General features: G+C 63.5%; 16 protein-coding genes and 1 riboswitch (1 of these 17 running past the window's edge). Of the genes, 8 read left to right on the top strand and 8 right to left on the bottom strand.

Annotated features, from left to right (window positions below; genetic code table 11):
* Nucleotides 1-144 precede the first annotated feature (144 nt).
* Both JQ591_RS34145 and JQ591_RS34140 read left to right on the top strand, forming a co-directional pair.
* A complete protein-coding gene (locus JQ591_RS34145) occupies nucleotides 145-372 on the top strand; it encodes a hypothetical protein (protein WP_211400351.1) in 228 nt (75 codons plus the stop codon).
* Between the two features lie 276 nt (nucleotides 373-648).
* Nucleotides 649-2,217, top strand: coding sequence for a hypothetical protein (locus JQ591_RS34140; protein WP_211400350.1), 1,569 nt, complete (start codon nucleotides 649-651; stop codon nucleotides 2,215-2,217).
* Between the two features lie 27 nt (nucleotides 2,218-2,244).
* On the opposite strand, the gene JQ591_RS34135 is transcribed toward JQ591_RS34140, so the two are convergent.
* Genes JQ591_RS34135 through JQ591_RS34125 form a run of 3 tightly spaced genes read right to left on the bottom strand, consistent with a single transcriptional unit; the run spans nucleotide 2,245 to nucleotide 5,154 of the window.
* The gene (locus JQ591_RS34135) at nucleotides 2,245-3,180 is read right to left on the bottom strand and encodes a prephenate/arogenate dehydrogenase family protein (RefSeq protein WP_211400349.1); all 936 of its coding nucleotides are present in this window, start codon (nucleotides 3,178-3,180) and stop codon (nucleotides 2,245-2,247) included.
* Entirely contained in the window at nucleotides 3,177-4,271 is a 1,095-nt protein-coding gene (gene hisC / locus JQ591_RS34130) for a histidinol-phosphate transaminase (RefSeq protein WP_211400348.1), read from the bottom strand. The genes JQ591_RS34135 and hisC overlap by 4 nt, the downstream gene beginning before the upstream one ends.
* Before the next feature lie 34 nt (nucleotides 4,272-4,305).
* Entirely contained in the window at nucleotides 4,306-5,154 is an 849-nt protein-coding gene (locus tag JQ591_RS34125) for a chorismate mutase (RefSeq protein ID WP_211400347.1), read from the bottom strand.
* A 204-nt stretch (nucleotides 5,155-5,358) separates the two neighbouring features.
* A riboswitch (SAM riboswitch) is annotated at nucleotides 5,359-5,438 on the top strand.
* Nucleotides 5,439-5,528: 90 nt separating this feature from the next.
* Here JQ591_RS34125 and metX point away from each other — a divergent pair.
* Nucleotides 5,529-6,731 (top strand): homoserine O-acetyltransferase MetX, encoded by a 1,203-nt coding sequence (metX, locus tag JQ591_RS34120; protein ID WP_211400346.1) that lies wholly within the window; start codon nucleotides 5,529-5,531, stop codon nucleotides 6,729-6,731.
* Between the two features lie 15 nt (nucleotides 6,732-6,746).
* Nucleotides 6,747-7,409 carry a methionine biosynthesis protein MetW gene (gene metW, locus JQ591_RS34115; protein ID WP_211400345.1) on the top strand — a complete coding sequence of 221 codons (663 nt, stop codon included), beginning with the start codon at nucleotides 6,747-6,749 and terminating at the stop codon, nucleotides 7,407-7,409.
* A gap of 60 nt (nucleotides 7,410-7,469) precedes the next feature.
* On the opposite strand, the gene JQ591_RS34110 is transcribed toward metW, so the two are convergent.
* A complete protein-coding gene (locus tag JQ591_RS34110) occupies nucleotides 7,470-8,333 on the bottom strand; it encodes an alpha/beta fold hydrolase (protein WP_211400344.1) in 864 nt (287 codons plus the stop codon).
* Between the two features lie 200 nt (nucleotides 8,334-8,533).
* On the opposite strand from JQ591_RS34110, the gene JQ591_RS34105 reads away from it, so the two are divergent.
* Nucleotides 8,534-9,385 carry a TIGR02594 family protein gene (locus JQ591_RS34105; RefSeq protein ID WP_211400343.1) on the top strand — a complete coding sequence of 284 codons (852 nt, stop codon included), beginning with the start codon at nucleotides 8,534-8,536 and terminating at the stop codon, nucleotides 9,383-9,385.
* Nucleotides 9,386-9,498: 113 nt separating this feature from the next.
* On the opposite strand, the gene JQ591_RS34100 is transcribed toward JQ591_RS34105, so the two are convergent.
* Nucleotides 9,499-10,287, bottom strand: coding sequence for an MOSC domain-containing protein (locus JQ591_RS34100; RefSeq protein WP_211400407.1), 789 nt, complete (start codon nucleotides 10,285-10,287; stop codon nucleotides 9,499-9,501).
* A 254-nt stretch (nucleotides 10,288-10,541) separates the two neighbouring features.
* Here JQ591_RS34100 and clpB point away from each other — a divergent pair, with 254 nt between their 5' ends.
* The 3 genes from clpB (at nucleotide 10,542) to JQ591_RS34085 (ending at nucleotide 16,984) form a co-directional block, all read left to right on the top strand.
* On the top strand, nucleotides 10,542-13,181 hold the full coding sequence (clpB, locus tag JQ591_RS34095) for an ATP-dependent chaperone ClpB (RefSeq protein ID WP_211400342.1): 2,640 nt from the start codon (nucleotides 10,542-10,544) through the stop codon (nucleotides 13,179-13,181).
* A 378-nt stretch (nucleotides 13,182-13,559) separates the two neighbouring features.
* Nucleotides 13,560-14,903, top strand: coding sequence for a hypothetical protein (locus tag JQ591_RS34090; protein WP_211400341.1), 1,344 nt, complete (start codon nucleotides 13,560-13,562; stop codon nucleotides 14,901-14,903).
* Nucleotides 14,904-14,923: 20 nt separating this feature from the next.
* Nucleotides 14,924-16,984: a hypothetical protein gene (locus JQ591_RS34085; RefSeq protein WP_211400340.1), complete on the top strand. Its 2,061-nt coding sequence runs from the start codon at nucleotides 14,924-14,926 to the stop codon at nucleotides 16,982-16,984.
* On the opposite strand, the gene JQ591_RS34080 is transcribed toward JQ591_RS34085, so the two are convergent.
* The 3 genes from JQ591_RS34080 to JQ591_RS34070 all read right to left on the bottom strand — a co-directional run.
* Complete coding sequence (locus tag JQ591_RS34080; RefSeq protein ID WP_211400339.1) at nucleotides 16,981-17,274, bottom strand: hypothetical protein; 294 nt, start codon at nucleotides 17,272-17,274, stop codon at nucleotides 16,981-16,983. The two genes, JQ591_RS34085 and JQ591_RS34080, sit on opposite strands and share 4 nt — an antisense overlap.
* A 142-nt stretch (nucleotides 17,275-17,416) precedes the next feature.
* The gene (locus JQ591_RS34075) at nucleotides 17,417-19,036 is read right to left on the bottom strand and encodes an SMP-30/gluconolactonase/LRE family protein (RefSeq protein WP_211400338.1); all 1,620 of its coding nucleotides are present in this window, start codon (nucleotides 19,034-19,036) and stop codon (nucleotides 17,417-17,419) included.
* A gap of 156 nt (nucleotides 19,037-19,192) precedes the next feature.
* A protein-coding gene (locus JQ591_RS34070) for a M23 family metallopeptidase (protein ID WP_211400337.1) crosses the window boundary here: on the bottom strand, nucleotides 19,193-19,741 show its end. 1,515 nt of this gene lie beyond the right edge of the window; the window shows 549 of its 2,064 coding nt (coding positions 1,516-2,064); its start codon lies beyond the right edge, outside the window — the gene reads right to left on this strand; it ends in the stop codon at nucleotides 19,193-19,195.

Here is a 19,741-nt window from a genome sequence, read left to right as displayed (position 1 = left end):
AACTCCTTCCATCCGGGCTACAGGCTGAACTCACGGCCGCTTCGCCGGATCGTGATTGCACGCCGGGAATGCGGAGCCGCAAACTCCGCTCTCTCTCCATGTCGGCCGCACGATGATGCGGTCCGCCTAGGCAGGAGAGATATCATGACCAAGTCCAGGCTGTTCGTTGCCGCTATCGCCATCTCGACCACGCTCGTGACGCCTGCGTTCGCGCAATGGCAATGGCAGTCGCAGGAGCCGGCCGCATACGCCTCGATCTATCCGAACGGTGATCGCGACATCTCGAATCCCACGACGCGGGAGACGATGGCGTTCGTCCCTTCGCCGAAATCCCCGCGCCCTACGGTGATGCGCGCGACCAAGGGCAAATAGCCGCCGTCCCACCACTTGCCCGTCGCGGAATGGGCCCGGCAATGTCCCGGCCGGGCCCATTGCGCGTGGCCTTGGACAATAACGACAATCGCGCATGCCGATCGGCAAGGCCGCGCAAATATTCCGAACATGATCGTCAGGAAAACGTGATGCAGAAGATGCACCTCGCCGCGAATAAGCGCAGCCGCATTCAAATCACTCCACACCAGGGAAGCATGCAGGCGCCGGAGACGGCGCGCGGAATCCAATCCGCTTCCCAAATGGAGGACGCTTCAAGTGCGGATCATCAATTGCGGACTGATGCTGGGCATTCTCGCTGCCTGTTCAGGGCAGGTGCGTGCCGACGACAATGTCACAACCGAAATCCAGTCGCTGAAGGCCAAGCTGAAGGAGCTCCAGCAGCGCGTGGACTCGGAGGCGCGCAAGACGCGACAGGTTGAAGCGCAGGCGAAGGCCGTTCAGTTGCCGGCAAGTTACAAGGCGCTCGCCGCCGATCCATGTGCGGCCGGCAAGGTCTGCTACAAGGGCGTGACGTTGACCTTCGGTGGCTGGGTCGATCTCACCGGCATCTACCGCTCGCGCAATCTCGCTTCCGATACCGGCTCGGTTTACAACTTCATCCCCTATCAGCAGAGCCGCAATTTCAACATCCCTGAAACGCGCTTCTCCGCACGCCAGAGCAGGTTCTCGGTGCTGGCCGAGGGCAATGTCGATGCCGACACGCACCTCGCTGGTTACGGTGAGATCGATTTCGAAGGTGCGGCTCAGACGGCGAGCTCGGTTGCGACCAACTCGTTCAATCCGCGCATGCGGCAGCTCAGCCTGGAACTGGACCGCAGCGATCTGGGTCTTCACTTCCTCGCCGGGCAATCCTGGTCGCTGAACGCGCCGACCAAGTCCGGCATCGATCCTCGCGGCGTCGATGCGCCCGGCGTGATCGACTTCGAATCCGTTCCCGGATTTCTTGCGGCACGGCAGCCCGGGCTGCGCGTCTGGCAGGACATCGGACCGGAATTCAAGCTGGCTGCGTCGGTCGAGAACGCCCAGACGGCGTTCTTCGGCGGCAACGTCCCGGCCGTCGGCACACCCGCCGTTGGACCGCAGGGCGTGCTGAACCCGAACCTTCAGGTCAACCTGACCGGTCCCGGCGGCAGCTTCTTCAACAACCTCAACAATGTCAGTTTGAATCAGGTGCCCGACTTCACCGTCAAGGCAGCGTGGGACCCACGGCTCGGGCCCACCAAGCTGCATGTCGAGGCGTGGGTGCTCTACCGCCAGCTGTTCGACCGCTTCAACAACGCCAACCACACCTACGACACCGGAAGCTTCGGCGGTCACATCTTTGCCGAGTTGATTCCGAAAACCCTCGATCTTCAGCTTTATGGGTCGCACGGCGTGCTCGGTCGCTTCACGGCAACGCCATTCCCCGATGCGGCGGTGGCGCAGGACGGCACCGTCCTCCCGCTGACGATCACGGCCGCCGCGGTCGGCCTGATATGGCACGCGACGCCGAGCCTCGATGTTTATTCCTATGCGGGCCTGGAAAGGGCCAAGGCAAATTTCGCGAATGTCGGCACGGTGCCCTTCGGCTATGGCAATCCGCTCTACAACAACACCGGCTGTGGCACGGAGAACTCGCCGGCCGCGACCTGCAACGGCAACACCAGGGAGGTCCGGCAGACCACGGCCGGGATCTACGACACCATCTACCAGGGCAATTACGGTACGCTCAAAGCCGGCCTGCAGTATTCCTACACGCAACGGTTCGCGTTCGCCGGCGTCGGCGGCGCTCCGAAGACCGACGAGAACGTCGTCATGACGCAGATCCGCTACTATCCGTTCTAAGCTCGGAACCGGAGTCCGGATCGAGCGCTACGGCTTTTTCAGCGCCGCATGCGGCCGGCCGAAATCCGCGGCGGCCGAATCCTGGCCGATTTCGACGATGCCGCGGCGGATGGCGCGGGTGCGGGTGAAGTGGTCGAACAGTGCCTCGCCGTCGCCGCGGCGGATCGCGCGGGTGAGTTTTGCCAGATCCTCGGTGAAGGTGCCGAGCATCTCCAGCACGGCTTCCTTGTTGGCGAGGAAGACGTCGCGCCACATCGTCGGATCGGAGGCGGCGATGCGGGTGAAATCGCGAAAGCCGCCGGCGGAGAACTTGATGACCTCGGACTCCGTCACCTGCGCCAGTTCGTCGGCGGTGCCGACGATGGTGTAGGCGATCAGATGCGGCAGATGGCTGGTGATCGCGAGCACGAGATCATGATGATCCGGCGTCATGACCTCGACCTTGGCGCCCATCGCCGCCCAGAACGCGCGCAGGCGATCGGTGGCAGCCGCATCGACGCCATCCGGTGGGGTGAGGATGCACCAGCGGTTGATGAAAAGCTCGGCGAAGCCTGAATCGGGGCCCGAATGCTCGGTGCCCGCGACGGGATGCGCCGGCACGAAATGGATGCCTTCCGGCAGATGCGGCGCCATATCCCTGACGATGGCGCCCTTGACCGAGCCGACGTCGGAGATGATCGCCCCTGGCTTGAGATGCGCGGCGATCTCCTGTGCCACCGGCCCGCAGGCGCCGACGGGAATGCAGAGGATGACGAGATCGGCGTCCTTCACGGCTTCTGCATTGGTCGACACGACCTGATCGACGATGCCGAGCTCCATCACGCGTGCGCGCGTCTTCTCCGAGCGCGCGGTGGTGACGATCTCGCCAGCCAGGCCCTGGAGCTTCGCAGCGCGCGCGATCGAGCCGCCGATCAGGCCGAAGCCGATCAGCGCGACGCGCTGGAAGTGCGGGTTCGCGCTCATCTTCCGGCCATGAAGTCGCGCAGGCCCTCGACGACGAGGCGGTTGGCCTCCTCGGTGCCGATGGTCATGCGCAGCGAATGCGGCAGGCCGTAGTTCTTCAAGCCGCGCAGCACCAGCCCGCGCTTGGTGAGGAAGGCGTCGGCGGCGTCCGAGGTCTTGCCATCGGTCGGGAAGTGGATCAGCACGAAATTGGCGACGCTCGGCGTCACCTTCAGCCCGAGCTTGCCGATCTCCTCGGTCAGCCAGTTGCGCCAGGTCTCGGTGAACTGCTTCGACATGGCCTGGTGCGCGGTGTCCTCGATCGCGGCAACGGCAGCGTACATCGCCGGCGTCGACACGTTGAAGGGACCGCGGATGCGGTTGACCGCGTCGATGATGTGCTCGGGGCCGAACATCCAGCCGATGCGCAGCGCGGCAAGACCATGGATCTTGGAGAAGGTGTGCGTCACGACCGTGTTCTCGGTGGTCGCCACCAGCTCGATCCCCATCTCGTAATCGTTGCGCGAGACGTAGTCGCAATAGGCTGCGTCCAGCACCAGCAGCACGTGCGAGGGCAGGCCGGCGCGCAGACGCTTGACCTCGTCGAACGGCAGATAGGTTCCGGTCGGGTTGTTGGGGTTGGCGAGCCAGACCAGTTTTGTCCGCGACGTGACGGCTTTCAGGATGGCATCGACATCCGAAGTGAGGTTCTTCTCCGCCGCGATGACGTTCTTGGCGCCGACCGCCATGGTGGCGATCGGGTAGACGAGGAAGCCGTGCGTGGTCGAGATCGCCTCGTCACCGTGACTGAGATAGGTGTGGGCGAGCAGATTGAGGATCTCGTCCGAGCCGGCGCCGCAGATGATGCGGTTGGGATCGAGCCCGAAGGTGCGTCCGATCGCTTCGCGCAGCACGCGCGAGGTTCCTTCCGGGTAGTCTTCCAGATGATCCGCCACCTGCTTGAACGCCTCGATCGCCTTCGGCGAAGGCCCGAACGGCGTCTCGTTGGCCGAGAGCTTGAACACCTTGCGGCCTGGCTCTGCCACCGGACTCTTGCCGGGCGTGTAGGGCGCAATATCGAGAATGCCGGGATTCGGCACGGGGCGGGACATCTTCAACTCCGGAGTGGCTTAAGCGGTTCGCGACTTACGATTTCGACCGGGTCGGGGGCACCGTATAGCGCGTTGCGTGGCTGCCGACGAGGGCCGTGGAACGCACCGAGGCCCCCGCTTCGATCAGAGCTGCCTTGATCTTGTCGATGCCGCCCGCACCCGTGACCGAGATCAGCAGCGCAGCGCCGTCGAAGGCGGTGTCGGGCACTGCCACGATCTCGGCGAGCGGCGACAAGGCGCGCGCGACCTCGGCGTTCCACCCCGACACGCGCACGCTGAAGGTCTCGACCTCCGTCACCAGGGCGCTGTCGGCGACGCGCGAGACCGCGAAGACGGGCAACGCCGCCGGATGGTCGGCGCGCTCGACGAAGGGCAGCCGCGCGATGATTTTTGGCGCGCCGACCGCTTCCAGCTCCAGCCACCACGGCGTGCGGCTGGAGGTCGCCGAGACCAGAGCCAGATCGCCCTTGGATTTCGCCACCGCCTCGACCGCCGCCTGTGCGCTGAAATGCGCGACGTAAGGCACGGTGAAGCCGAAATGGAAGCGCGCGGAATCGCGCATGGCCGGCTCGCTCGCCGATATGTCGGCGTGGACCGAGAACGGCGCTTGGACGTAGGTGAAAGTCGCGATGATGACGCGCCAGATGCTCTCGACCGTGTCGAGCGGCAGGATGCCGCGATGGCGCTGGACGAGGTCACGCATCATGGCGGCCTCGCGCGCCGGGCGGAACGCCGAGCCGACCTCCTGGGTCTGCTTCACCTGGATCAGGCGGTCGATGATGTCGCCGCGCTGCATCAACAGGCGATGCATGCCCTCGTCGATCGCGTCGATCTCCTTGCGCAATTCCTGGAGCGATGGTGGCGCGGGCGGACGTTGGGACATGTCTGACAGGGGTTGTTGAGAGGCGTTCCAATGCGGATCAGTCGAGCCGTCACCGCTGCGGTGGATGTCCTGATTAGGCAGTCGGGGCGGCGAAAGCAAAGAGAAATGCAAAGGGAAATCGGGCCCTTTCCGCCGGCGGCGCGACAGGCGAATTTGGCTGATCCGGGCCGCGACTTGACGAAAACCGCCCAAGACGGTAGTTTTTGACCGTTCCGTGGTCATTTGAGCCGGCCGGCTTGCAGCCACGTTAAAAAACTCGCTAAACAGGCCGGGGACCCTTTCGATCCCGGCCGAACCTATCGTTCAGGCCGGGTTTTTCATGGCCTGATGTCAATGCGGTCACCACGACGATCGCAAACGAGGTCGATGGTCAGATGGTTGGCGTCCAGTCAATTCCGAGTCCCGCGATCACTGCCGACGAGCGGTCGCACGAGGTGGATCATCCGAGCTCGCAGGTCGCGCAGTTCGGCGCGGAGCAGCCGCTGCGGCTCGATTGCGGTGTCGATCTCAGCCCGTTCCAGATCGCCTACCAGACTTACGGCGAGCTGAATGCCGATCGCTCCAACGCGATCCTGATCTGCCATGCGCTGACCGGCGACCAGCACGTCGCAAATGTGCACCCTGTCACCGGCAAGCCCGGCTGGTGGGAGACGCTGGTCGGCCCCGGCCGACCGCTTGATCCTCAACACTACTTCATCATCTGCTCCAACGTGATCGGCGGCTGCATGGGCTCGACCGGTCCGGCTTCGATCAATCCCGCCACGGGCAAGGTGTGGGGGCTTGAATTTCCTGTCATCACCATCCCGGACATGGTGCGCGCGCAGGCGATGTTGATTGACCGGCTCGGTATCGACACGCTGTTCGCGGTCGTCGGCGGCTCGATGGGCGGCATGCAGGTGCTGCAATGGACTGCGGCATATCCGAGCCGCGTGTTCTCCGTGCTGGCGATTGCCTGCTCGACGCGGCATTCGGCGCAGAACATCGCGTTCCACGAGCTTGGCCGGCAGGCCGTGATGGCCGATCCCGACTGGCACGGTGGCGGCTATGCCGATCACGGCCTCCATCCGCATCGCGGGCTCGCTGTCGCGCGGATGGCGGCGCACATCACCTATCTCTCGGACGCCGCGCTGCATCGAAAATTCGGACGGCGCATGCAGGACCGTGAGCTGCCGACCTTCTCGTTCGACGCCGACTTCCAGGTCGAGTCCTATCTGCGCTACCAGGGCTCGTCCTTCGTCGAACGCTTCGACGCCAACTCCTATCTCTATCTGACCCGGGCGATGGACTATTTCGACATCGCCGGCGACCATGGCGGCGTGCTGGCGAAGGCGTTCGCGGGAATCCAGACCCGCTTCTGCGTGGTCTCCTTCACCAGCGACTGGCTGTTTCCGACCTCGGAATCGCGCGCGCTGGTGCATGCGCTGAATGCGTCGAGCGCACGGGTATCGTTCGCCGAGATCGAGACCGATCGCGGCCATGACGCCTTCCTGCTCGACGTTCCCGAATTCTTCGATATCTCCCGCGCCTTCCTGGAATCGGCAGGCAAGGCGCGCGGGCTCACCGCCAAGAATGCTTAACAAGGACGGCTAGCCATGTCTGTACAGGAAGCGTTGCCGCTGGGCGGCCTCGCGACCGGGCAATCCGGTCAGTTTCGCGCCGACCATGTGCTGGTCGCCGAGATGGTCAAGCCGGGCTCGAAGGTGCTCGACGTCGGCTGTGGCGAGGGCGACCTGCTCCAACTGCTGGAGACCCGCGGCATCGACGGCCGCGGCATCGAGCTGTCGCGCGAGGGCGTCAACCGCTGCGTCGCCAAGGGTCTTGCGGTGGTGCAGGGCGATGCCGACACCGACCTCGTGAATTATCCGGATGACGCCTTCGACTACGTGATCCTGTCGCAGACGTTGCAGGCGACGCGGCAGCCGAAAGTGGTGCTGGAGAATTTGCTGCGCATCGGCCGCCGCGCCATCGTCTCGTTCCCGAATTTCGGCTTCTGGAAGATGCGGCTCCAGCTCCTGATCGGCGGCCACATGCCGCGCACGGAAAATCTGCCGGCAAGCTGGTACGACACCGCCAACATCCATTTCTGCACCATCAAGGATTTCGTCGAGCTCTGCGACGCGATCGACGTCAAGATGGAACGTGCCGAGGCGCTCGACCTCTATGGCCGTCCGCTGCGGCTGCGGATGCCGTGGTGGGTGTGGAATCTGTTCGGCGAGCAGGGCGTGTTCTTGCTGACGCGGGGCGGCGGGAAGTAGTTGCCCGTCACTGCTTCGCGACGCTCGCAATGACGGAGTGCGCGGGGTGCGCCCTTCGCGCTAATGCGCCGCCAGCGACCTCGGATCGCGCGCCGGCCATCTTCCCGCTTCCACCAGCGTGACGAACCGTTCCACCGTTTCGTTGAACAGCGCGGGCTCTTCGAGATTGAGCACGTGGCCGGACTTCGGAAACATGGCGAGCCCCGCCGCAGGCAGATGCTTCTTCAGGAACAGGCTTGCGCCCACGCACGGATCGTCCTCGTCGCCGCAGATGATGAGTGCCGGCGTCGTGGCGCCTTTGATCGCGTCCGTCATTGCAAAGATCGAGGGGCGGCCGCCCTGGAAGCCGCGCATCGTCCGCGCCGATCCCTTGGCGTCGTGCCGTGCCAGGGCGGCGTAGAAATCGGCGTGGCCGCGCGGGTCCTTCACCAGGAAGGGAATCCGGCTCGGTGCCTCGCGCGTGACTTTTGCGACCTCCGCGGAGCCGAGCGTCTCGAATTGCTCCGCGTTGCTGCGGCACTGCTTGCGCCAGGCCTCGAGGTTCTCGATCTCCGAGCCTGAGCCGACGCCGGCGAGCGTCATCGACAGTGCACGTTGGGGCGCGTTGAGCCCGATCTGGAGCGACGAATAGGCGCCCATCGAGAGGCCGACGAAGTGCGCGCGATCAATCTTCAGATGATCGAGCACCGCGAGCGCATCGGTGTAGAAATGCGTGTAGCCGTAGACCTCGCCGTCAGGCACGTCCGATGGCGTGTAGCCGCGCGCGGAATAGGTGATGCAGCGATGGCCGCGCGAGAAGTAGCGCATCTGCGGCTCCCAATTGGTGTAGTCGGCCGCGAACTCGTGCAGAAAAATAATCGGCGTGCCCGCGCCTGCTTCTTCGAAATAGAGACGGCAATTGTCCTTCGTGAGGGCGTGGGGCATCCGGTTTTCTCCTTGAGGTGGCTGCGGCATTGGAATGCCGTTCTGCGGTCAGCGCATGCGATCCTAACACTTGTTAATCATCGTCCAAAATCTCCGCAGCCGCGTCTTTTTCTCGCCACATCAAGATACTGATACAGCCCGCGGATGTCGGCCACCGCACGGGCCGACGGGGAAGTGGGGGTGTCAACGAAGGATGAAGAATGTTCGAGTTGTTTGCGTCTCGCCTGTCGCGCTGTGTCGTCGCGCTGGCTGTTTTCTTCGCGGCGGTCGCCGCGTTCACCTCGCCGGCGTCAGCACGACCTCATCGTCATAGCGCAGAGCGGCACGCTTACGCGCATCACGCCAGCAGACATCATCATTTCCGGTATCACGCACGCAGCTCGCGCTTCGAGCGCGGCGCGGCGCAATTGCAGGCGAGCGGGTTCGGCAACACCTTCGCCAGCTATGACCCGAACGCCAATAGCGGCGGCGTCGCCATGAGCGGCAGCGGTGGAATGAGCATGAGCGGCAGCGGTGGAATGACCATGAGCGGCAGCGGTGGAATGGTCACGAGCGGCAGCGGTGGAACGACCCCGCGCGTTAGCCGTCGGATGGCCCTGCGTGATAACGATCGAAACGCCTCGAGGCGTGGCAGTGAGATGGCCACCAACGCGAATGTTGGCGGCATGGCCAATAACGCGATGAGCGGTGGGGGCTTTGGCGGTGGATCCGGCCTCGTGTCCGAGGCGCGCCGCTATGTCGGCGGCAATCCGACCGGCCGCGGCAGCCTGTGGTGCGCGCGGTTCATGAACATGGTGCTTGAGAAGACCGGTCACCATGGCACCGGCTCCGATATGGCGAATTCGTTCGCGCATTACGGCACGCGCGTCTCCGGTCCGCAGGTCGGCGCCATCGCAGTGATGTCGCGCGGTGGTCGGGGCGGCCATGTCGGCATCATCACCGGCATCGATGCGCAGGGTAATCCGATCATGATCTCCGGCAACAACGGCAACCGCGTCCGCGAAGCCCCGATCTCGCGCGGCCGGATCTATGCCTACGTGATGCCGAATTGACGCTTGTCATTGCGAGCGAAGCGAAGCCATCCATAATCCCTCCGCGGATGCACTCTGGATTGCTTCGTCGCTTCGCTCCTCGCCATGACGGAGTACGTGGAGCAGGCGCCGCGTCACACCAATCTCGGCTCTTCCACCGCGATCGCGTCGCCGACGCCGATGTCGCCGTCGGCGATCACCTCGGCATAGATGCCGCAATCCATGTGGCCGAGATTGCTTGAGAGCGCGGCCGGGATCTCGAGATCGCGCCTGGCGGTATCAGGATCGACATTGGTGGCCGGGCAGCGCTTGATGCGCTTGACCACTTGCAGCCGGGCCTGTCCGATCGCGAGCGTCTGGCCGACGAGGTCGAGCTCGGACCAAGCCGGCCAGCCCTTCACGTAGAGATTGGCGCGGAAGCGCAGCGGGTGGACGGCGGCGCCGCCGAGCATGGTCTCGAGCGCGCGGACGCTGTCGAGATTGATGATGGACACGACCTTGCGGGCGACGTCGGAAAAGCTGTGGTCACGGCCGGACAGGACCTTGGGCGGGCCCTTCAGCTCCGGCTGAAAGTTCTCGCTGAAATAGCCCTCGATGGCGGCGCGCCCGGCCGCGGTCTCGAGATCGCCGCTGGCGACGATTTGGCCGTCCTTGCGGATGGTCAGGCGGTTGGTCGCGTCCTCGAAACGGCTGTCGAGGGAAGCCAGCCGCTCATTCCGCGCCAGCATCAGGAACTGGATTTTCGGCTTCCACTGGGGCGCATCAGGGTCGAAGCCGCTCGGGCCGTTCTCGATGGCGTAGCGGCGGTCGGCGGGCAGGGTCTGGCCGATCCGCAGGGAGATGCGGGGCAGGGGCTCCGGCGTCAGGCCCTTGATCGGATAACGGTAGAGGCCGGTGATCTCGGCAGTCTGGCCGGCAGTCATTGCGCTGGGTGTCATGCCGCTACTTAGGGGATTCGGCCCACCGGCGCCAAGCGGGCGGATCCGCGCACGAAATTGTGAACTCGCCTCTTCCGGTCCGAAGGCAGGCTTCCCACATCTGGGTCAGGCCGGCGCCAGCGCCGGCTGATAACGACCGCTGTCGGTTGAGGAATGTCAACGCGGCCAGCGGAAACCCAATGAAGATGCCGTTGGAGTGCCTTAGAGGGCTCCAGGGGCAGGCCGAGGGACAGAAAAACATGAACATCGACAAATATACCGAACGCTCCAGGGGCTTCGTCCAGTCCGCGCAGTCGCTTGCGGTGCGCGAAGGGCACCAGCAGTTTTCGACCCTGCACGTCCTGAAAGTGCTGCTGGACGACAATGAAGGCCTGGCTGCCGGCCTCATCGACCGCGCCGGCGGCAATTCCCGCGCAATTCTGAAGGCGACCGAGGACGCCCTCCAAAAGGTGCCGAAAGTCAGTGGCGGCGGCGCCGGCCAGATCTATCTGGCGCCCGAGCTCGCCCGCACCTTCGACGCCGCCGAGAAGGCCGGCGAGAAGGCTGGCGACAGCTTTGTCACCGTCGAGCGGCTGCTGCTCGGGCTCGCGCTGGAAAAGACCAGCGAGGCCGGCGCGATCCTGGCTAAGGGCGGCGTCACCCCGCAGAACCTCAACGCGGCGATCGAAGCGCTGCGCAAGGGCCGGACCGCCGACTCCGCGACGGCCGAGAACGCCTACGACGCGCTGAAGAAATATGCCCGCGACCTGACCCAGGCGGCGCGCGACGGCAAGCTCGATCCGGTCATCGGCCGCGACGAGGAGATCCGCCGCACGATCCAGGTGCTGTCGCGCCGGACCAAGAACAATCCGGTCCTGATCGGTGAGCCCGGCGTCGGCAAGACCGCCATCGCCGAGGGCCTGGCGCTGCGCATCGTCAACGGCGACGTGCCCGAGAGCCTGAAGGACAAGAAGCTGCTGTCGCTCGACCTCGGTGCGCTGATCGCCGGCGCGAAATATCGCGGCGAGTTCGAGGAGCGGCTGAAGGCCGTGCTCCAGGAGGTGACCGCGAGCGATGGCAATTTCGTCCTTTTCATCGACGAGATGCACACGCTGATCGGCGCCGGCAAGGGCGACGGCGCGATGGACGCCTCCAACCTGCTCAAGCCTGCGCTCGCCCGCGGCGAGCTGCACTGCATCGGCGCGACCACGCTCGACGAGTACCGGAAGCACGTCGAGAAGGACGCGGCGCTGGCGCGGCGCTTCCAGCCGATCTTCGTCAGCGAGCCCACGGTCGAGGACACGATCTCGATCCTGCGCGGCCTCAAGGACAAGTACGAGCAGCACCATGGCGTCCGGATCACCGATTCCGCGCTGGTGGCCGCCACGACGCTGTCCAACCGCTACATCACCGACCGCTTCCTGCCGGACAAGGCGATCGACCTCATGGACGAGGCCGCCGCGCGGCTCAAGATGCAGGTCGATTCCAAGCCGGAAGAGCTGGATTCGATGGATCGGGAAATCATCCGGCTGAAGATCGAACAGGAAGCGCTCAAGAAGGAAAGCGATCTCGGCTCGAAGTCCCGTCTCGAGACGCTTCAGAAGGAACTTGCCGAGCTCGAGGAGAAATCTGCGGCGATCACCGCGCGCTGGAGTGCGGAGAAGAACAAGCTCTCCGATGCCCAGAAGCTGAAGTCCGAGCTCGACGGCTTGCGCGTCGATCTCGCCGACGCGCAGCGGCGCGGCGAATTCCAGAAGGCCGGCGAGCTGGCCTATGGCCGGATCCCGCAGCTCGAGAAGCAGCTCGCGGACATCGAGGCCAAGGAAAACTCCGGCGAGATGATGGAGGAGGCTGTTACCGCCAACCACATCGCGCAGGTGGTCTCGCGCTGGACCGGCGTGCCCGTCGACAAGATGCTGGAAGGCGAGAAGGACAAGCTCCTGAGGATGGAGGACTCGCTCGGCAATCGCGTCGTCGGCCAGGCCGAAGCCGTGCATGCGGTCGCGACCGCCGTGCGCCGTTCGCGCGCGGGGCTGCAGGACCCGAACCGGCCGACCGGCTCGTTCATGTTCCTGGGGCCCACCGGCGTCGGCAAGACCGAGCTGACGAAAGCGCTCGCCGAATATCTGTTCAACGACGAGACCGCGATGGTCCGCCTCGACATGTCCGAGTACATGGAGAAGCACTCGGTCTCGCGGCTGATCGGCGCGCCCCCGGGCTATGTCGGCTATGACGAGGGCGGTGCGCTGACCGAAGCGGTGCGGCGCCGGCCCTACCAGGTGGTGCTGTTCGACGAGATCGAGAAGGCGCATCCTGACGTCTTCAACGTCCTGTTGCAGGTGCTCGACGACGGCCGCCTCACCGACGGCCAGGGCCGCACCGTCGACTTCCGCAACACGCTGATCATCATGACCTCGAACCTCGGTTCGGAGTTTCTGGTGAACCAGCCGGAGGGCGAGGACACCTCGGCCGTGCGCGAGCAGGTGATGGGAATGGTGCGTGGGCATTTCCGCCCGGAATTCCTCAACCGCGTCGACGAGATCATCCTGTTCCATCGCTTGCAGAGGAGCGAGATGGGCCGGATCGTCGAGATCCAGTTCGCGCGGCTGCAGAAGCTTTTGGCCGATCGCAAGATCGTGCTGACGCTCGACGCTGCGGGACGCGACTGGCTCGCCGCCAAGGGCTGGGATCCCGCCTACGGCGCAAGGCCGCTCAAGCGCGTGATCCAGCGTCACGTCCAGGATCCGCTCGCCGAGATGATCCTGGCCGGCGACGTCAGGGACGGCGACAGCGTTGCGATCTCGTCCGAAGGCAACGTGCTGACCTTCAACGGCAAGGCGCCGCAGACCGCGGAGATCGCGCAGTTCGAGGCGCCGGTGTCGAAGCGGAAGTTGAACTGAGCGTAAGGAAAGGCACCGAATCTGACCAAACCTCCCCGCGATGCGGGGAGGTTTTTTTGTACCTGCAGTGCAGGCGATCTTCTTTCGGGCGACGAGCAATCAAGTGGTGCGGCATGTGCGTGACAGGCATCACAACCATTGGCTGCGTCGTTGCGGCGCACGCAGGGGCCGTGTGTTATAAATGGGACACGCTCCGCGCTTTCTCTCAGAGCGTGCATGAATCTTCTTGAACAATTCCATAGAGGCTCGCCACAATCCTTCACGATTTAAGGGATTGTGGCGACACACGGTATTTGCCGGAAATGTTGTTCGCGTGAGGCTGTCGCTCGTAGCGACAGGGTCGCTCGCCACAGTCTGAAAAATATTGTGGAGCGTGCGATGCGTGCGGGTATCGTTGCGGGCTTTGTTGCGTTGGCGCTGCTGGTGAGCGGCTGCAGCTCTTTCGAAGAGAAGATGATTCAGGAAGGCATCGGCACCGAGTTGCCGGCCGAGGACATGGCTGAATCGACTCGCCGGCTCGAGATCTATCTCTCGTATCTGTGTGTGCAGGCCGGAGGGGTCAAGATCGTCGATCCGGCCTCTGATGCCATCGTCTCCTGCGACGTTAGCCGGTATGGAAGCGCCCAATGGGCGGCTCTCGTGAGTGCCGGTTTCAACGATATCGATCGTCGCTGCGACAGCTATCTCGCATGGCTAGCCAGCCGGCGTCGTGACCGCAGCGCGATCCTGAGCCAGATCCACGACACGAGAACTTTTACCGAAGCGCTGTTGTATACGACGGGCGTTGGCGCTGCGCCGATCGCCATAGCAGGTCTCGCCTTCGGCCTAGCGAGCAATTCCTTCACAAACTACTACTCGCGACTGCTGTTCGAGATCGAGAAATCGACTGTCTCGCTTCTGGTGCGTGAGAAGCGCTTGCAGTACCGCGAGACGTTGAACGTGCGGATTGCATATCAGCCGGATGCCGTACACGTGCTCCGGGAATACATGCTGATTTGTACGCCATTCTACATCGAAGATCTCGTCAACCAGAGGACTCGCGACAGCGTCAGCGGCAACCCGTCTCCCGACAAGGGCAACGCGGAACAGATTCGCAGATCGCTGGTGAAGGGTGCCTTGCTCAATTCGATTCCGACGACGCCGGGTGGCGCACTGCCGGGAGCCGGTCCAAAAAATCCACCGCTGCCCCGGGCTGAAGAGAATATGGACGGCAAAACCAAAGCCGAGCAAAATGTGCCCATCTCCATTGGACAGGGAATCCAGTCGAACTTGTGCGTTGCGCGATCGACAAGCTTCGATGACCCGGCGACAAGAGACGCGATCGAGCAAGCGAAAATAGGAGCCAACCAAAGTGGCCCCGGCGCGCGGCCATTCGCCAATATCACAAATCAGATCATGAGCCCGGCCGAAGTTCAGGCTTTTCGCAACGCGCGGGTGTGCAACGTCGATATGTCCGGCGTAGATCGCGGATACCGCACGGCATTCGAGAAATTTACTTTCGCGAATGAAGCCGCAGTGGTGTCGCTCCAACAAATCCTTGCGGTGTGCGACCCGAGGCTGAAAGACCACTTCTCCGGCAAATTCGACCAAACGACGCGCGATGCAATCACGGTCGCAAAAGCCAAGGTGAAACAGGAGAAGCGCTTCGCGCTGACTGATGCCGATACCGATAACCTGAACGACAAGTCCTACAACGCCATTTCGCGCACAAGGTGTCCCTAATCTAACCACAGGAAACGCACATGCCCGAGACGGTCATGAAGGTTAAAGCGAGTCAGCCTCTCCTCAAGGAGCCGCGAGACGCTTCCGACCAGGTCGTGCTGGACGGCGTTCCGCTGCGGGTCTTTGGCGGAGAGAAGGTCAAGACCGGCGCAAAGGACTCGGTTACGGAGCAGGTCGGTGACAATCTGATCCATTGGGTCTTCGTCGAGGCAACGAGCGGGGCAGATCTCGACCAGCGAAAAGGCTTTGTCGACGACACTTTTCTCGTCCCCGAAGCCGCCGACGTTCCAGTGGTGGTTTCCTTCAGCCCGTTCCCTGCGCAAGTCGACAGGGAGGACTTTGCGACGACCTGCTATTTGCAGGCCGCTTTGAACGGGACAAACCCGGCCTATCTTTACGCCCTGGCTTTCGTGTTGAGCGGTGATCAATGGAGCGAGACCGACGTCAAGACCAGCGATCCGCCCGGCGCTCCAGCGTTTGGAGTGTATCGCTTCACGAAAGACGCATGGCAGAGCCTGATAGCTACGCCTGAAGGAGAAGGCATTCTGCCTGACCAAATCGAGTTTCCCGATGTTCAATGCATCATGGCGGCGATTGTTGCTGCGAAGTCGGCAGATCTGCTCACAGCTACAATCACGGATCGCGGAGTAAGCGCCGTCGATCTTTTCCTCGCGCATCTCTGTGCCGGCACCAAAGGTTTCGGATCGGTTGCGGCGGCGATGGTGCTCCAGGCTGCGGAAACCGACAAGACGCAGTCGGCCGCGACCGTCTTCACGGCGGTTTATCCGGACGCGGCCGTACGTGCTGCGTTCTTCGCGCGCAACGTGAGCATTTTTGGTCCGAACGGATCAGCCACCATCCAGCAAGTCCTGGCGAACTGCTTGACCAAGATGGGCGCGGGTTTTGACGAAGTCCGTAGATTGGCTGGCGAGGCCGACTCTGATGTATTTGGCGACGGCATTCCCGCAAAGCCGACCGACCCGATCTCGGTTGATGAAGGTGCTGGCGGTCCTGGCCATGTGACGAGCGTCCTCACCGGCGTAAGCAACGGCATCGATCGCACGCAGTTCCTTGATGAGCTCAAAAAGCCGGCCATCGTCAAGAAATTGGCAGACATGGTGAAAGGCGAGGTAGGCTGGAGCGCCCCGCACGACACCAAGCTCGTTCAACTCGAAACGGCCTTCAATCGCGCCATGGCGCGTGATCAATCCCTGGCTCACGTCTTGCTGTCGACGTCGGAAGACAGGGGTCGCGGCTATTACCAGGGCGGCTCGAACGGGACCTATTCGCGTCCGGTGACCGCCGCAGAGTTCGAGGACTTCAAGAAGAACTTTCTGCCAGAACTTGTCGCGGGTTCGAACAGGTCGGAAGCCTTGCTCCACTTCATTGCGACCGGCAACGCTTCTCCACCAACATCCACCCAGCAGTACGCCAAGGGCACGCAGGGCGCAGATTTGCCCACGGCAGATCCAAGGCATCCTGAAAGCTACTTCCACGAAGGTCCGTTCCGGAAGCCATTTAAGCGGTTGCAGGGCGGGGAATCCATACCACTGACGCTGGGACCGTCAGTGTCGGCGCTGGCCGGACTATCGGATCACGGCGAGCCTCCCGAGCATATGGACGGCGATACGGAAGGGAGCGGTCCTGTTGGCGGCAAGTTCAACGTGCCGGCACACACGCCAATGGCACCACCGAGCGAGCGCCAGACGATCACGCTCAGCAATGGCAAAAAGGTAACGATCAATACAGCGATCGCGGCCCAGTTCCTCGGATTCTTCAATGATCTTATCAAATTCGGGGCACCCGTCCGCGGCCTCGGTGGCTTTGGAGTCCGCGGCAATCCCTCAGAACATCCCCGGGGATTTGCGATCGATTGGGCCCAACATAGCCGCGACGTTGTTGATGCCGATGTGCGCCAATGGATAGATAGCCACTGTGACCTGCTCAGGAAGCTGGAGCGGCGTTGGGGATTGAGCGGTGGCGAGAACTGGAACGACCCCGATACGGGGCACTTCTCGATCGAGCGTATCTTTGGTGAGGAGCATCTGAAGGCGTCCAGGCAGGCGAGCGCGAAGGATTAATCCCCCCACTTCACCGGCCCGACGATCCGGTCGATGATATACCTGTTCCCGTTCCGCCGCACGACGCGCGCGCGGAACGTGCAGAAGTCATCGTCGTTGCACCATTTCTTGATGTCCCAGGTTACCTTGTTGGGGATTTCGCACGCCGGAGACTTTGCGTTGTCGATGTCGAGGGTCACCACGTCCCGGACCCTCATGCCATAGCGATAGCCGTTGCAGTCGACCTCGCTCGCGTGCGCTGGCGTCAGCAAAACCGTCAAACAAACTGCGGCGAGCAAGGCTTCACGCAATTTACTGTCCTCCTGGCTGGACTATAGCACTGCTGACACATGCGTACACCTGCGCGGGTCAATGACCGCGCCAGCTGGAGCTGAAATGCGGAGCGGGCTTGAGGCCGAATCCTGGCGGCGCGGCATCGAGCGCTGTGGAGTTTTACTTCCTCACCACCTTGTAGATCGCGTTCTCGACATCCGAGCTGAAGTAGATCACGCCGCTCGTGCCGACCGCAACGCCCGTCGGAATATGCGTCGGCAGCCCTCCGGGCGCGCCCTCGAGGCCGATCGGGAGATTGGCCGTGATCTCGGTGACCGTGCCGCTCTCCGGCGCGATCTCGATCAACCGTTTGGCTCCGACTTCCGCCACGATCAGCTTGCCGTCGCTGGTACGCGCGATGCCTTCGGGCATTTTCAGGTCCTTGGCGAGCACGGTCTTTTCGCCGCCGCTCTCGATCATCGAGATCACGCCGGAAAAGGCTTCGGTGAGATAGACCTCGCCGCGCGATCCGGCGACCAGTCCGACCGGGCCCTCGAGGCCACCGATCAGCGGCGTGCGATCCTTGCCGTGCTCGCCGCTGACGCGGACCAGCGACTTGGTGCCGAGCTCGGCCACCAGGATACTGCCGTCCGCGAGCACGATCGCGTCATGCGGCGCCTTGAAGCCGTGCAGCATGTCGCGCGTGGCGCCGGTCTTGCCGTCGATCACCTGCACCGTGCCGGTGAACCAGCTCGACAAAATCACGTCGTTGCCCTTCGCCGTCACGCTCATCGGATATTCGAGCGTGACGCCGGCGGCGTGCATGCGCGCCTTCTCGGTGACCTCGCCGGTCGCGCCGTCCACCGTGCGATAGGCGAACACGTCGGCGACGTGGATCGTATCCTTGCCGTTCTCCGACGTGACGCCGATGCCGCCGGGCAGGGCGAGCTTGCCGATGATGACCTGCCGCGCCTGGCCGGTCGCCGGATCGACCTCCTGGATGCCGTTGTCGGCCATGTTGGAGACGTAGATCCGGTCCTTGTCGTCGATCGCGAGATTGTCCAGCGACGGCTTCAATTGCGCGACCATGGTCTTTGTGCCCGACTTGGGATCGACCTGAACGAGCTGGCCGAGCGCGGTGTCGACCACCCAGAGATTGCCCTTGGAATCGAAGTTCACCGCGGCCGGGACCTTGAAGCCGTCGGCAACGACGGTCAGCTCGGCTTTGTCGACGTCGACCTTGGCGACCTGTCCCTTGAACCAGAGCGGACCGTAGAGCTTGTCGTCGGGGCCGAACTCGAAGCCGTTGAGGCCGCCCATCTTCTCCATGATCTGGCGCGGCGGTTTGACGCCCTCGACGTCGATCTCATAGAGCGTGTCGCCGAGGAAAACGGTGGTGGCGTAGAGCCTGCCGTCCTTGCGGAAGGCGAGCGAGTTGATGCCTGGTAGCCCCGAGGCGAGCTTCTTGATCGGGCCGTCGCCCTTGCGCGCATAGAGATCGCCGGCCAGGAAGCCGGTCCAGGCCATGGTGCCGTCGGGCGCGAACGCGATGTCGTCAGCCATTCCGATCGGAGCGGGGATTGCAACCTTGGCGGTACCGCCGGCGATGTCGACCTCGTAGAGCGCCGCGCCCGCGACGCTGCCGGCAAACAGGTGGCCGGCCTTGTCGATCGCAAGCCCGTGCACGCCGTGGAACGCCGAGCCCGGGACGAGCCTGGTGACCTCCCAGTTTTCGGCCGAAACGCTGGTGGCGGAGACAATTGCAGCGACGAAGGCTGCGCAGGCGAGCCTGTTCTTCATGGCGAGACCTCCCGTTTTTTTGGAAAGTATTCGCTCCTCATGCCGCTTTGGCAAACGAAACTTGACGTTGTGACGCCGCGACGCGAGCTCCGCGCGACAACGTCAAATCCAGATCGTGTTGAAGATGTCCGACCGATCTCGGCCGGTTCGTTGGCTTTACCGGTTGCTGACCTGCAACGGGCCGCCGGTTGCGTCCGACATCCGGGCGATGGCGCCGGCGCGGCCGCTCATCATGCCGTCGAGCCGGTCGCGCTCCTTCTCGAAGCCGGCCAGCATCGGGCCTTCCAGCGAGCGGCCGCGCGGCAATTTTACGCGCAGCGGATCGACGAAGCGGCCATTGACCAGGATTTCGTAGTGGACGTGCGGGCCGGTCGACGCGCCGGTCGAACCGACGAAGCCGATCACCTGGCCCTGCCGCACCTTTTTGCCGGGCTCCATGCCCTTGGCGAAGGCCGACATGTGGCCATAGGCGGTCTCGTAGCCGTTGTTATGCTTGATGCGGATGTATTTGCCGTAGCCGCCCTCGGGGCCGGCCTTCTCGATCACGCCGTTGCCGGAGGCGAAGATCGGCGTGCCGTAGGAGGTGGCCCAGTCGACGCCGGTATGCATCTTCACATAACCGAGGATCGGGTGACGGCGGCCGCCGAAGCCGGAGCGCATGATGGCGTTGTTGACGGGCTTGCGCACCAGGAACTTCTTCGCGCT

The organism is Bradyrhizobium canariense (assembly GCF_018130465.1).
Classification (GTDB): domain Bacteria; phylum Pseudomonadota; class Alphaproteobacteria; order Rhizobiales; family Xanthobacteraceae; genus Bradyrhizobium; species Bradyrhizobium canariense_C.
The sequence above is the reverse complement of the archived record's forward strand: the minus strand, read 5'-3'. Positions and strand labels throughout refer to the sequence as shown.